This is a genomic window from Undibacterium sp. WLHG33, assembly GCF_049544815.1.
Classification (GTDB): Bacteria; Pseudomonadota; Gammaproteobacteria; order Burkholderiales; family Burkholderiaceae_D; genus Undibacterium.
In genome coordinates this window covers 2614444-2628615 of sequence record NZ_CP186697.1, presented here as the reverse complement: position 1 = coordinate 2628615, position 14172 = coordinate 2614444, and the positions used below count along the sequence as shown (strand labels likewise).

Below are 14172 nucleotides of genomic sequence, written 5' to 3'. Positions count from 1 at the left end.
AAAACTGTGTATTGGATAAATGACCGGAACAGTACGTTAATTATCTTTTTTAGTGTACTGGTACTGTATTGGTTTTTGCGTTTAGGATAACACAAACACTGATTAAAAAGCGGGCAGAAATCTTTCCCGTCGTTATTGGCTCACAAGGAGACATCATGCCATCTACCGATTTTCCAGCAATACAACAATTAGCGCCGGGAACGCTGATTTCTGTTGTCCCGGAACACATGCTGACTCTGCATATCCATTGTGGTCTGGTGTGGGTGACGGTGGAAGGCGACGAGACTGATTACTGGTTGCGTGCCGGTGATCTGTTGCCATTGCCGCCATTGCGTCATGCGGTGATTGAAGCAGATGGAAAGGACGTGTCCGCACTGAGCATACTGACTGCTGATGTGGATCGCACCACTGCGTTGCCGATGACGGTGCTGAATCCTTCGGAAGAGTCAGCGACGGTTGCGGGCTAGCGTGTTCCGCTTCTCTTCTGCGATCACGCAGAATCAGAAAAAGGGGGAGTATCTGCCAAAAGCAGCTTAATCCCTCCAGAAAATAAGGGGCTCTACAGATACTCCCCCTCAGTATATTTAAGTGATTTTTGGTCATAAAACGCTGCCTTGCGTTGTATCCGTTGTCATGCAGATACATAACTGACCAATGCCGACGATGCTGCACAGATCAATTTTAAGGAGGGCTGTGATGCCTTTGACTGAATTTATTGCCTTTTCGGTTTTCGCCTGGATAGGCTCATTTACGCCCGGCCCGAATGTCGCGATTGCGGCGACCACGGGTGTCAATCACGGCTTACGCGCGGCGTTGCCGCAAGTGATGGGTGTGCCTCTCGGTTTTGTGCTGATGATGTGGGCAGTCGGCATGGGTGGTGCAGCCGTGTTGCAGGGCGTGCCTGTGCTGGTGGTACTGATGAAAGTGGCGGGGAATGGTTATTTGTTGTGGCTGGCCTGGCGTTTGTGTTTTTCCGCGAGCCTGTCTGACAGCAAAAGCATGCAACCGCTGAGTGTGCAGGAAGCAGCCTTGTTTCAGATCGTGAATCCGAAAGCCTGGATGATGCTGGTGGCCGCAACTTCGACGTATGCGATTGGTCAGCACGATTTTTTGTCGAGAATGAGCTGGATGAGCATCGGTTTCGCCTTGCCCAGTGCTCTGAGTTTGCTGACGTGGGCATGGATGGGTGATCGTTTGCGTCACTGGTTGTCGCAAGGCCAGCGTCTGCGTCGCTTTAATCTGTTGATGGGAATTTCGCTGGCGCTGACGGCAGTCTGGATGTTCAGCTTGTAATCGCAACACAGGCAGCTCAACGGCTGGCATTGAGATTGCCTGTCAGCCGCAAGCATCTTCCCCTCTGCGTTTGAAGCGGCGTTACAATAGCAGGCTTGGTTACCGTAGCAGTGAGCGTGGCAGTGAGCAGATCGCTATCGAAAAACCGTTTATATTATTTTATGTAAGCCAGTTACTGACGACTGACTTACTTTTTCAGGAATTACTATGTCGAAATCGTCCATTTACGAAAAACTCAAAGCACTGAATATAGAATTGCCCGCTGTTGCAACCCCAGCCGCCGCGTATGTGATGTATGTGCAGACTGGGAAAACGATTTTTATTTCCGGCCATATCGCCAAAAAAGACGGCAAAGTCTGGGCGGGTCAGCTCGGTAAAAATATCACCACAGAAGAAGGCAAACAGGCAGCGCGTGCCGTGGCGATTGATCTGATTGCGACACTTAATGCTGCTTGCGGCGGTGACCTGACCCGCGTGACACGCATCGTCAAACTGATGAGCCTGGTGAATTCCACACCTGACTTTACCGAACAGCATCTGGTCACGAATGGTGCTTCCGAATTGCTGGTGGAAGTATTCGGTGATCAGGGTAAACATGCGCGCTCCGCATTCGGCGTGGCCCAGATTCCTATGGGTGCCTGCGTTGAGATTGAACTGATCGTCGAAGTGGCTTAAGCGCGCGCCTCTGCGCTGCATTGCTTAACCGCTTTTTGCATCTGCGTATCCCTGGTTTAAAAGTGTCAAGGTGTTTCTGCTGCCGTCATCAGTACGGCAGCAGCCCCTGACCGATGACAATATTTTTTGCCTGACAAGGCATGACTTCTAGTGAGATCAGCATGAAACTTAAAAATCCTACCCCTATCAATTGGAAGTTTTCCGAACGCGCTGAGCAACTGCAAAGCTCAGTGATACGCGAGATTTTGAAAGTGACATCGCGTCCTGAAGTCATTTCCTTCGCCGGTGGTCTGCCATCGCCGGAGACTTTCCCGGTTGAACGTATGCAGGCGGCCTTTGATAAAGTCCTGGCGACACAAGGCAAATCTGCGCTGCAATACGGTACCAGCGATGGTTATGCACCATTGCGTGAATTTCTCGCAAATACCTTGTCCACGCCCGACTGCAAGATTGCACCTGACCAGATACTGATGGTGTCCGGCTCGCAGCAGGCACTGGATCTGCTCGGTAAAGTGCTGATTGATGAAGGCAGCAAAATCCTGGTTGAAACACCAAGCTATCTCGGCGCGTTGCAGGCATTTTCTGTTTATCAGCCAGAGTTCGTTTCTGTTGATACTGACGCGCATGGGCTGATCCCCGCGTCGGTCGCAGCCAAAGGTGAAGGCGCACGCCTGATGTATGCTTTGCCGAACTTCCAGAATCCGACCGGTCGTACCATGTCGGTGGAACGTCGCATCGAACTGGTCGAAACCTGTGCCCGCATGGGTATTCCTCTGATCGAAGATAATCCTTACGGCGATTTGTGCTATTCCGGCGAACCTTTGCCGAAGATGCTGAACATGAACCCGGATGGTGTGATCTACATGGGCTCGTTCTCCAAAGTGCTGACGCCAGGTATTCGTCTCGGTTACGTAGTGGGCCCGACAACGCTGATCCGTAAGCTGGAACAGGCAAAGCAGGCGGCTGATCTGCATACCTCACAACTGACACAAATGGCGGTCTATGAAGTGATCAAGGATGGTTTCCTCGGTGAGCATATCCCGACCATCCGTACCTTCTACGCGCGTCAGTGTCAGGTGATGCTGGATGCATTAACGAAATTTTTCCCGGCAGGCATTGAATGGACGAAGCCAGAGGGGGGCATGTTTATCTGGGTCACTTTGCCGTCACATATCGATAGCAACGAGTTGTTGAACGAGGCGATCAAGCAGAACGTGGCGTTTGTGCCGGGCGGGCCTTTCTATGCGAATGAGCCGGCCAAAAATACCATGCGTTTATCGTTCGTGACGGTTTCACCTGAGCGTATCAATGAAGGCGTGGAAAAATTAGGCAAGCTGATTAAAGCGAAGTTATAAAAGCAGCGTCATGAAAAAAAGGCACCTGTTGAGGTGCCTTTTTTGTTGTCAGATGCCGTAATCCGGATTGTGTGTCAGCCATTTTTACCAGCCTTTTTCGCGTCGGAAAAAAGACGATGCAAACGAATCTGGCGGCCGCTGTCCGTTGTTCGTTTAAGAAAAATCAAAGTTTGTGGAAGGATTGTTTAATATCGTTAAATAAATACTATCGTGATAATTGTTCATTGCCTAAAAGAATTAATATAGAACCTGCATATTTCTTTTTAGGCTATCTTCATATATGAAAAAACTGATTCATCGTCTGTTACACCTAGGCTTATGGCATCCCGGCTCCGTGTTAATGGGGCAATTAAAATTCCCTCTGAAAATGTTACTCATCAGCGCCGCTTTTATGCTGCCGGTGATTTGTCTTTCCGTGTCTTATCTGAAAGTTGTGAATCAGGATCTGACATTTGCAAAGAAAGAGCGTGCCGGAGTGCGTTACTCGACTGCGTTGTATGCTGCGATGGAATCTGCAATTAACTGGCGCTATCACACACGTTTGCAGATACTGGGTGAGCCTGGTGCGCGGATTGATGAGATGCGTGCAAATTTTGAAGAGGCCTTCAGAAAAGTTGAAAATATCGATCGTGAAGCGGGTGACAAGCTCGATACCACGACGACGTTGAATCTGTCGAAAACGGCGTTGCAAGCCGCTTCATCCGTCAATAACAATCCTGACGAAACCTATCAGAGCGTGACGGCGCTGTTTCAGAGTCTGATCGTGTTACAGAACAAGGTGAATAATGGCTCCAGCCTGGCGCTGGATCCTGAACTGGCTTCGTATCATCTGATGAGTGCCTTGCTGTTGCGTACACCCGGCATACTTCTGAATGTGTCCGATCTGGGACAACTGGGGCGCGCGGCATACAAAGCCGGAGAAGTAACGCCGGACCTGGCGGTAAAAATTGCTGCCAATCTTGCATTGATCGAGAACGAGAGGAAACTGGTTGCGCAGGATCTGGCGACGGTCAAGCTCGCTTCCCAGCGTCATTTCTCTATGTTGTCAGACTCTGCCGCAGAGATCACCGATAAATTGGTCAGTACCGCGAAAAAGAACTTTGCACCGGGCGCGGCAGTTGTTGTTGCAGATCAGGCGGAGTATGTCCGCACCGTCAACGGCACGTTGAAAAGTCAGTTTGAACAGGTGGGGAAAAATTTATCCGTGCTGGATGCCATGCTGGCTGAGCGTGAGTCTGCAATAAAGAGCACGCTGGTAACGACGGTGATTGTTTCCGTTCTCAGTCTGTGTATTGCGGCTTATCTGTTTATCGGTTTTTATAACTCGATGAGAGCCGGTATCGCGAAAGTAAAAAATCAACTGATCAATATCGCCATGGGCGACCTGCGGACAGAAATCGGCAGTGCGGGCAGAGATGAAATTGCTTCCATACTTAAAGAGCTGAATAATATGCAGAAATCTCTGCGCGACACTGTACAGCAGGTACAGATTGCCAGTGACAGTGTGGTTGCATCCAGTATCGAGATTGCGCAGGGTACGCTGGATTTATCTGCGCGTACGGAATCAGCGGCTTCCGCACTGGAAGAATCTTCTGCAGCACTGGAACAGACAATTTCAACCGTACAGATGACGGCAGATTCCGTTCGCCAGGCTTCTTTGATTGCGATAGAGAATGCAGCGACGGCGACACGTGGTGGAGACGTGATGCATAGCGTGGTCAAGACCATGGAAGGAATACAGGAGTCGTCGAGAAAGATCAGCGACATCATCAGTGTGATCGATGGCATCGCCTTTCAGACTAATATCCTCGCATTGAACGCCGCGGTGGAAGCAGCCCGTGCAGGTGAGCAGGGCCGCGGCTTTGCTGTCGTGGCATCGGAAGTCCGCGCCTTGGCGGGGCGCAGTGCGCAAGCGGCGAAAGAAATTAAGGTGTTGATTTCAGATACCACGACTGAAATTTCTGCGGGAACGACGGTTGTTCAGACTGCCGGTGAGGCCATGAGTGAAATCGTCGCGAATGCAGACAGAATTAAAGTGTTGCTCGACGATGTAGCGAATGGCGCACGTGAACAAAGTATGGGGGTGGCACAGATAGGTGAGGCAGTCAGTGAACTTGACCGCAATACCCAGGCCAATGCGAATCTGGTTGAACAGACGGCGACTGCCGCAAATTCTCAACGCACTGTTGCAGTCAGACTCGCAGCACAGGTCGATGAATTCCGTTTGCCAGGAAACAAACAGCCTGTGATCGTCGAAGGTATAGACATTGACGGCGTCATTGATGCGCACCGTTTGTGGAAGGTGAAGTTACGTGATGCGATTGAAACGGCTGCACACGTTGATGTGAAAACACTGTGCCGCGATGATTGCTGTGCTCTTGGGAAATGGATTTACTCGGATGGTCAGCGTCTGCGCGACAGACAGTCATTTACAACACTGGTTGAAAATCATGCCCGTTTTCACCGTGTAGCCGGCCAGGTCGGCGAACTGATTAATAGTGGAAGATATGACCAGGCAGAAGATGCTCTGAGTCATGGGACCGCATTTTCAGCTGCCACTACTGAGGTCGTTCTGGCCTTGTCGGCAATTAAACGACTGGGGTTCAACTGATTGCTGGGTGGTGACGGGTACTTTCCCGTTCGGATCTGTTCAAACCCGCCTCAGGGCGGGTTTGTTTGTTTTGTGTTCATACTTTTTGCCCGTACATAAAAAAATGTGAGTAAATGTAAGAAGTGTCAGCAAAATCACGGCAACGCCGTTACATTAGGAAATCACTGCCTAGTGATTTCCTTTGCATCAGATGTTAAAAAGCAGACAGATGCTTTTACTTTTAGGAGATGATCATGAAAAAAAGTTTCATTGCGACTGCGATATTGCTGACATTTGTCAGTGGTGCTTATGCGCAGAATTCTTCCGGCGCGAAACAACAATATGCGGAAGCTTCCCGTCAGGCTGCAGCGCGCTATGCGGATGATAAGAAATTATGTGCAGAAGAAACCAGTTCGACAGCCCGCATGCAATGTCTGCGTGATGCGAAGGCGGTTTATAACAGCGCGCTGGAGAGCGCAAAAAAGGCCAGTTCGTATAACAACACTTACAGCAATGGACAAGGCAGCAGTAAAAATCAGCAGATATGTGCCGATTGCGGCCGTGTTACCGCCGTTAATGTGAGTGAAAAAGAAGGCGAAGGCGGCGCTCTGGGCGTGATCGCGGGCGGTGTTGCCGGCGCTTTGCTGGGTAATCAGGTCGGTGGTGGAACTGGTCGCGATCTGGCAACCATTGCCGGCGCTGCAGGCGGTGCGATGGCAGGGCACAAAATTGAACAAAAAGTAAAAAGCAGCAAAATCTGGAATGTGACAGTGCAATATGACAACGGTAGCAAGCAGAATTATCAGTTCGAGAATGATCCCGGGTATCAGACTGGCGATCTGGTTCGCGCTTCTGGCAACAGCATAGTCCGCCGTTAATTGTTAATTTATCTGTGGGGTGAAGCCGCGTTTTTGCTTGTGTAAGTCGCGGTGATGGCTTTTCCCCGCAGAGATTGAATATTGCAACACTGAAACTGATTTCTTGCTTCGCGTCTGTACTGACGATAGACTGCAAACTTGATCAATCAAAGACGTGGAGATTCTTGCACCATGAGATGCCTCTTTAGTACCGCAGCCTTGTTGCGCATTACAGGTACACTCATGATTCTTGGCTCCGCGTTCGGCTGCTCCGGTGCTCTCGCTGAAGACGCATGTAAGAAGCTCATCGCCACTGGCAACCCTGAATATCCTCCCTTTTTATGGCGTGATCCCGACGATGAAACCCATCTGATCGGAGCGAATGCCGATCTCATGCAATTGCTGTCGAAAGAGCTCGGTATTCCGGTCGAAGTGAAATACATCGGCCCCTGGGGACGGGTACAGGAGGAAGCCAAACTGGGACGCGTTGATTTGCTGGCAGGTGCATTTTTAACCTTGCCACGCTTCGATTACATGGATTACTTTTATCCGCCGTTTCGTGAAACCCGTACTGTTATCTGGGTCAGAAAAGACAGTCAGCTGACTTATAAAAGATGGCGGGATCTGGTCGGCAAGCGAGGTATCACCGTGATCAACAACAGCTTTGGTGAAGACTTCGATCGCTACGCTAGCGAGTCGCTTAAGGTTGCTACTGTGGCCAGTCTGGAGCAGGCGCTTACCCTGCTGACATTATCGCGCGCAGATTATCTGATCTACGAAGAAGACCCGGGGCATGCTTATATAGCGAAAATGAATATCCAGAATCTCAAGCCCTTGTTACCGCCGATCACCAACGAAAATTTATACCTGACGATTTCTCATAAATCGCCATGCAACACGCCGGAACTGCGTGGGCGGATAGCAAAAGCCTTGTACAAGCTCGACAAACAAAATCTGATGAACAAACTGGTGTCATCGAATATTCAATTGTGGCGCAAGCAACAAGCTAAATAGAGATTGTTCAGATTGAGACCTCTTTTGCGTAATCTGTCGCTGCGACAAATATCTATTATCGGCGTGGCTGTCGGCATTTTGCTGCCAGCCATGTTATTCGGTTATTTTGCGGTCAAGACCCGTTACGAGCGGGAAATGCAGTTGCGGGTTTACAGTCCCATGTCTCAGTATGCGGACATGTTATCGAAGGCAATGGAAGTTCCCTTATGGAACGTCGATAAAGAAGTTGCCGCGCAGTTTGTGCAGGCAGTGATGCGTAACCGTGAAGTGAACGGCGTTACCATTACTGACGAGGCTGGCACTGTCTTTGTTCATCTCGAAAAAGAGCAACACTCCAAAAATAATATTGTCAGTCTGCAGCGTGATATCAGACTGGATCAGAAGGTGATAGGTAAAGTATCGCTTGAGCTGACCTCCGTTTACGTATACCGCGATGTTTTTGACGATATTCTGAAGCTGCTGTTTGCGTTGCTGGCGCAGGTGATATTTTCTTTTATCCTGATCTGGGTCGTGTTTGATCGCAGGATAGTGCGGCCAATACAAGAGTTGCAAAGAGCGACTCTGCTGTTATCTGCCGGTGAGCTCAATAAGGCGCTGGAATGGAAGCGTCAGGATGAAATCGGTAATCTTGCGCACGGGCTTGATCAGATGCGTCTGAATCTGGGAAGGCTGATTGCCGAGCGGGATGCGCAGAATCAGGTATTGCAGCAAGAATTAATGGAGCGTTCCCGGGTTGAGCAGGAATTACGGGATACCGAAAATAAATTCATCGCGATTTTCCAGTCGTCCCCGGTCGCGATGACGGTGTTACGGAAAAGCGAGCGTTATTCTATCGTGGATGTGAATGATGCCTGGCTGCGCCAGTTCAAATGGGAACGCGGGACAACACTCGACAATCCTGAGATGCAAGCACAGCTCTGGCGTAATCCGGAAGACTTTGAGCGCATCGTGCGTATTCTTGAGCGTGAGGGAGAGATACATTCATACGAAGCGTGGTGCCGTTGTGGCACAGGCGAACAAAACCTGCTGTGCCAGGTATCCGGTCGTATCATCCGCATCGGTAACGAGCCTTTGTTAGTACTGGTGCAGGAAGATATTACGGAAAAGCGTCAGAATGAGCTGGATATCCGGAATATGAATCAGACGCTGGAAAAACGTGTATTCGAGCGTACTCATGAGCTCGAAGAGGCGAATTCTGAACTCACCGTTGTTCTGGAAAATTTGCAGCGTGCGCAACAGGAATTGCTCAGAACAGAAAAAATGGCCGCTCTGGGTTCTTTGGTTGCCGGAGTTGCACATGAACTGAATACGCCTATCGGTACTTGTGTCACGGTTGCCAGTACCTTGCAGCAACAAACCGATGATTTTCTGAAGCAATATGAGCACGGCATACGTAAGTCTGTATTGGACGACTACTTAAAAAATGCCAGACTCGGCAGCGATCTGCTGTTGCGTAATCTGAGCAAAGCATCCGAACTGGTGACGAGTTTCAAACAGGTGGCGGTTGACCGCACCAGTGCCAACCGGCGGATTTTTGCGCTGGATGGCATGATGGATGAGCTGATCACAACGCTGGGGCCGATGATACGTAAAACCAAATATACGGTTGTGGCTGAGCTTCCACCCAAATTCATGATGGATAGTTATCCCGGCGCATTAGGTCAGGTCATGACGAATCTCATCAATAATGCATTTATCCACGCCTTTGAGCCTGACAAACGTGGCCGTGTGTCGATTTCTGCGAAATTGATTGATGCTGATCATATCGAGATCCTTGTCGCGGACGATGGTAAAGGGATTCCTCCTGCGAATCTCGGACGTATATTTGATCCTTTTTTTACCACGCGTCTGGGGCAGGGCGGCAGTGGTCTTGGTCTGAATATCGTCTATAACCTTACCAAAGAAGTATTGGGCGGTAATATCACGGTCGAAAGTCAGCTGGGTAAGGGAACCTGTTTCAAAATTACTCTGCCGCGCGTCGCCCGTGTCGCTAACGGCCAGTGATCGCGCATCGCTTTTTCCTGGCCTCTAGCTTTGACCGTCTTAGTTCTGCTACAGTCGCACCATGAGTAAATTATCTTTAGACCGCATCCTGCAATCGCAGGGCTTTGGCACACGCAAATACTGTCGTGAATTGATTGAAGACGGCGAGATCAGCATTAACGGTGAAGTTGTTGACCACTATAAACAAACGCTGGAGACTGATGGCCTGGTGTTCCGGATTTTTGACGAAGACTGGCAATACCGCGAACACGTTTATATTGCACTCAATAAACCCGCTAATTTTGAATGTTCACGTAAGCCTAGCCATCACCCTGGTGTGCTGACGCTGTTGCCGGAACAATTCAGCTGGCGCGATGTGCAGCCTGTCGGCCGTCTGGATCACGATACGACCGGGATGTTATTGATGTCCGATGACGGGCCGTTTATTCACGCACAGTCATCGCCGAAACGTCATATTCCGAAAGTGTATCTGGCCACAACTGCTGAGCCGGTCGCCGATGTTCTGGTGAACACTTTATTAAATGGCGTTCAGCTGCATGACGAGCCTGCCCCGCTGGCAGCGCAGATATGCCGTCAGTTGGACACACATAAAATTGAAATCGTGCTCGAACAAGGGAAGTACCATCAGGTAAAGCGTATGCTGGCGGCGGCAGGTAATCACTGCGCGGCGTTGCAACGCACGGCGATCGGTCAGTTAACGCTGAACTCTCTGGGGCTGGCAGAAGGCGAGTGGTGTTACCTGAGTCCTGAGCAAATGGCATTACTGATTCCAAACAGCTGATCCCCATCGCTTACCGGTCGGGGCAAAGTCCTGCCAGCAAGCTGATTAACGCGAGCAAATATTGTCATCCGCATTTGAACTGTAATGGTCTGTTGTCTCATTCTGAACGAGGTGTCCGTATGCGCGTTATTGCTGTTGCCAATCCTAAAGGTGGTGCGGGAAAGAGTACATTTGCTACGAATCTGGCCGGCTATTTTGCTGCACAGGGAAAGCGGGTTATGCTGGGGGATACGGATGTCCAGCAGTCCTCCCGCACCTGGTTAGGTTTGCGTCCTGCGAATTTGCCCGCGATTACTGCGTGGGAAATGGATGACAATGCCGTCGCCAGACCTCCCAAAGGCACCAGTCATGTTGTGCTTGATACCCCCGCCGGTTTGAAAGGCAGTAAGCTCGACGTCATTCTGAAACTTGCCGATACCGTCATTGTGCCTGTGCAGCCTTCTATTTTCGACATTCTGGCGACGGAAGAGTTTTTAAACAAACTGGCGAAGCGCGAGCATGCTTGCCGGGTTGGTATTCTGGGTATGCGGGTGAATGTCCGCAGCCGATCTGCCGATCAGTTGCGTCATTACGCCGGGCAGTTGGGGTTGCCGGTTCTTGGCTATCTGCGAGATACTCAAAATTACATACAATTGGCAGCGCATGGAGCCACCTTATGGGATGTTGCACCATCCAGGGTCGAAAAGGATCTGGAGCAATGGCAGCCTGTTTTGCAGTGGATAGACCATTCATCAGTGCGACATTTGTGATTGATCAGTCTGCAGGAAGAAATAGTTTCTGCTTTCCACAGATATCAATATAATGCCGGGTCGCCCGACGTTCGGGAGAATTTATCATTTGATATCAAAGACTTGCGGCATGCACTTAACTATTTTTGAAACACCTGTGATTAACACATTGATGCGCTGGATTTCCCTTGTGGTATTGCGTCTGACCGGATGGCGCATCGAAGGACAGACTCCCGTTGAAAAGAAATATGTGCTGATTGCCGCACCGCATACCAGTAACTGGGATTTCCCTGTGACCTTGATGGTGTGTTTTGCTTTACGGTTGCGTGTCTACTGGATGGGGAAATCCAGCCTGTTTCCGCCGCTGATTCGTGTTGTCATGCGCTGGCTGGGCGGTATTCCGGTGAACCGCAGCGTGGCCGGCAATCTTGTGCAGGGAACGGTTGATGCATTTCAAGCCAATGAACGGCTGACGGTGATCGTTCCTCCCGAAGGCACCCGTGGCAAAGTCACCCACTGGAAAACCGGTTTTTATTACATCGCGCTGGGGGCTGGTGTTCCGATTGCGTTGGGATATCTGGACTTTGGCAGAAAGGCCGGAGGAATTGGCCGCATGTTCATGCCGACAGGCGACATTGCTGCGGATATGGAAGAAATCAAAGCGTTTTACAGTGGGATTCAGGGGAAAAATCCGCAGCAGTTCAGTGCAGATCACATCCAGACCAGATAAGAGCTTTTACGTCAGTGCTCGTCCGCGCTGTCATTGCGCGGACATGCGGATTCATCACTGTTTATTTTTTGTCTGAGCGATATTGTTAACCTGCTGTGTGGTGCTTATTGCGGTCATGTCAGAAGCGCTGCACTGACGCACAAGCAGCCAGCGCAGTGGGCGTAAGATATATTGTCTGGTAAGTATCTCACAGTAGCGATGAGAGGCCAGATAGACGATCGCAGCGCTGGAAGCAAGTGAGATAAACAAGCGTGCCGCGTCACCCATCTGAAATATGCGATTCAGTATGCCGAGCTGATGCAGGACGATCAACGCCATTCCATGCCATAAAAATACATACATGGATCGTTGGCCCACACGTGCCAGTCCCCAGTCTCTGAGACTCAGCAAATACAGGACGGCTAATCCTAAGATCGTCGATGCACCATATTGCAGTGCTTGATACGCAGAGCCGTTGAGATTGGCCATGTCCAGTCTGTGCAAAGAAAAACTGCCATAGAGCCAGCGATAATCAAATTCGGCTGGCAGCAGGTAGCACGCAATACTGCCTGCAACGATGATCACCGCCGCAATGCCGATCAGACGCCAGTCGCGTCCTCTGGAGGTGAAAAAATCCGCCCCGAGTTTCCAGCCTAAAATGAAAAACGGAAAAAAGAACAGTGTGCGGGCTCCGCTCAGCATATATCCCAGATGTTCGGAGTAACTGGTGAGCATCGCCAGTGCCAGCGACAGAACGATGGGAAATTGTAAGCGTGCAAAGACGGGCAATAGTAATCGCCAGCACAACAGACTCATCAGATACCAGAGCATCCAGTATGGGGCGATCAGCCCGGCGTAAACGCTGAAGGAACCACGTATCAGGTATTCCGTGATCTCGTAAATCAGCTCAAAACCCAGCAATGGTGCCAGAATATTCCGTATCAGTTGTACTGATTGCTGTTCATCCAGATTCGCTTTCGAGAAGATCCCGGATACGAACGCAAACATAGGCATGTGAAATGCATAGATAAAGATCCAGATCGGACGCAGAAACGCATCCTGAGCAATGTGTAATTCGACGAAATGACCAAACACAACCAAAAAGATCAATACGCCTTTGATATTGTCGAAAGAGATATTTCTGCCAAGGGTAAGAGAGGGAGACATTGCTACGCAGGAACGCATTGAAAAACCCGTCATCTTAAACGAAAGTCAGTCTGGTATAGACGCTGAGTTTGTAACGAAAGTAGAATCTGGTTCGGCGAAGGTAAAAGAGGGTCGCGTGTAATAGCAAATGTTTCCACGTGGAAATTGTGCCTGCATTACAATAGCGGCTCACAAAATTTCATTTACGGGTTTATGATCATGGCGACCAGTCAATCCAAAGCCAGCTTATTAAGTGCTCAACTGGACTTCGAAGACGTTGACGGTAAAGCATTGAAAGTAGTGGATGCTGAATTGGCGGATTTGAAATTTGATTTGCCGTCTGACGCCACCCCGAAAGCGGCTGCTGATACGCGGGAAAATGATGTGAAACGCCCGTCACCGAAAACACAGCCGCGTGCCGCGATACCTTCCAGGCCTGCTTTAACGCATGCTAAAGCGTACAGGAAAGATAATTTTGCAATGTATGCAGCAATCGTCGGTTTGCTCAGCTTCTTGATTATTTTTGCCGGTATTTTTTACGTCAAAGTGATCGATAAAGATGAGACCACGCCCAGTTATCTGGCGCTGCCCAAAACCGTCGTCAACGTTGACGGACAAGTGATCCGGCTGCAGGTCACAATACAAGTGCAGAATAAAAACCGGGACTGGCTGGCAACGAATAAAAAAGCCTTATCCGATATTTTTCCGATAGTGGTCGCCAAAATAGATCCAGAAGATCTGCATTCCGAGGAAGGTTTTGAACGTGTCCGTGAAATGTTGCGCACCGAGATGAATCAGAGCCTGGCGACGGATAAAATCGATTCAGTGCTGATCAATGAATTGCTGATGCAAAATCACTAATATTCGTTTCCTGTTCTTTGTTCCTGAAATAAAAAAAGTGACGCTGTTGACGTCACTTTTTTTATATGTACCGGAAGATGCTGCTGATGCAGACAGCGATGCCTGCAAATATCATACCGATTTCACGGTCTGCAGCGATCAGGGCGCGGATTCTGGCGC

Annotated in this window: 13 protein-coding genes; 12 read left to right on the top strand and 1 reads right to left on the bottom strand. The window is 49.8% G+C overall.

Annotation, left to right across the window (positions count from 1 at the left end):
- Window positions 1–155: 155 nt before the first annotated feature.
- The 11 genes from ACOTSW_RS12050 to ACOTSW_RS12000 all read left to right on the top strand — a co-directional run bounded on the left by ACOTSW_RS12050 (window position 156) and on the right by ACOTSW_RS12000 (window position 12027).
- Window positions 156–467 (top strand): DUF2917 domain-containing protein, encoded by a 312-nt coding sequence (locus tag ACOTSW_RS12050; protein ID WP_423679330.1) that lies wholly within the window; start codon window positions 156–158, stop codon window positions 465–467.
- A 229-nt stretch (window positions 468–696) separates the two neighbouring features.
- The gene (locus tag ACOTSW_RS12045; protein ID WP_423679329.1) at window positions 697–1293 is read left to right on the top strand and encodes a LysE family translocator; all 597 of its coding nucleotides are present in this window, start codon (window positions 697–699) and stop codon (window positions 1291–1293) included.
- A 207-nt stretch (window positions 1294–1500) separates the two neighbouring features.
- A complete protein-coding gene (locus ACOTSW_RS12040) occupies window positions 1501–1968 on the top strand; it encodes a RidA family protein (RefSeq protein WP_423679328.1) in 468 nt (155 codons plus the stop codon).
- Between the two features lie 161 nt (window positions 1969–2129).
- Window positions 2130–3323, top strand: a complete 1194-nt coding sequence (locus ACOTSW_RS12035; RefSeq protein ID WP_423679327.1) for a PLP-dependent aminotransferase family protein — start codon at window positions 2130–2132, stop codon at window positions 3321–3323.
- A gap of 280 nt (window positions 3324–3603) precedes the next feature.
- Window positions 3604–5934, top strand: a complete 2331-nt coding sequence (locus ACOTSW_RS12030) for a methyl-accepting chemotaxis protein (protein ID WP_423679326.1) — start codon at window positions 3604–3606, stop codon at window positions 5932–5934.
- A 233-nt stretch (window positions 5935–6167) separates the two neighbouring features.
- Window positions 6168–6791, top strand: coding sequence for a glycine zipper 2TM domain-containing protein (locus ACOTSW_RS12025; protein ID WP_423679325.1), 624 nt, complete (start codon window positions 6168–6170; stop codon window positions 6789–6791).
- A 171-nt stretch (window positions 6792–6962) separates the two neighbouring features.
- Entirely contained in the window at window positions 6963–7784 is an 822-nt protein-coding gene (locus ACOTSW_RS12020; RefSeq protein ID WP_423679324.1) for a substrate-binding periplasmic protein, read from the top strand.
- Window positions 7785–7808: 24 nt separating this feature from the next.
- The gene (locus ACOTSW_RS12015; protein ID WP_423679323.1) at window positions 7809–9788 is read left to right on the top strand and encodes an ATP-binding protein; all 1980 of its coding nucleotides are present in this window, start codon (window positions 7809–7811) and stop codon (window positions 9786–9788) included.
- A 61-nt stretch (window positions 9789–9849) separates the two neighbouring features.
- Window positions 9850–10569: a pseudouridine synthase gene (locus ACOTSW_RS12010; protein WP_423679322.1), complete on the top strand. Its 720-nt coding sequence runs from the start codon at window positions 9850–9852 to the stop codon at window positions 10567–10569.
- A 119-nt stretch (window positions 10570–10688) separates the two neighbouring features.
- Window positions 10689–11318: an AAA family ATPase gene (locus ACOTSW_RS12005; RefSeq protein ID WP_423679321.1), complete on the top strand. Its 630-nt coding sequence runs from the start codon at window positions 10689–10691 to the stop codon at window positions 11316–11318.
- A 109-nt stretch (window positions 11319–11427) separates the two neighbouring features.
- Complete coding sequence (locus ACOTSW_RS12000) at window positions 11428–12027, top strand: lysophospholipid acyltransferase family protein (protein ID WP_423679320.1); 600 nt, start codon at window positions 11428–11430, stop codon at window positions 12025–12027.
- A 54-nt stretch (window positions 12028–12081) separates the two neighbouring features.
- On the opposite strand, the gene ACOTSW_RS11995 is transcribed toward ACOTSW_RS12000, so the two are convergent.
- Complete coding sequence (locus tag ACOTSW_RS11995) at window positions 12082–13173, bottom strand: acyltransferase family protein (protein ID WP_423679319.1); 1092 nt, start codon at window positions 13171–13173, stop codon at window positions 12082–12084.
- 198 nt (window positions 13174–13371) lie between these two features.
- On the opposite strand from ACOTSW_RS11995, the gene ACOTSW_RS11990 reads away from it, so the two are divergent.
- Window positions 13372–14013 carry a flagellar basal body-associated FliL family protein gene (locus ACOTSW_RS11990; RefSeq protein ID WP_423679318.1) on the top strand — a complete coding sequence of 214 codons (642 nt, stop codon included), beginning with the start codon at window positions 13372–13374 and terminating at the stop codon, window positions 14011–14013.
- The last annotated feature ends 159 nt before the right edge of the window (window positions 14014–14172 follow it).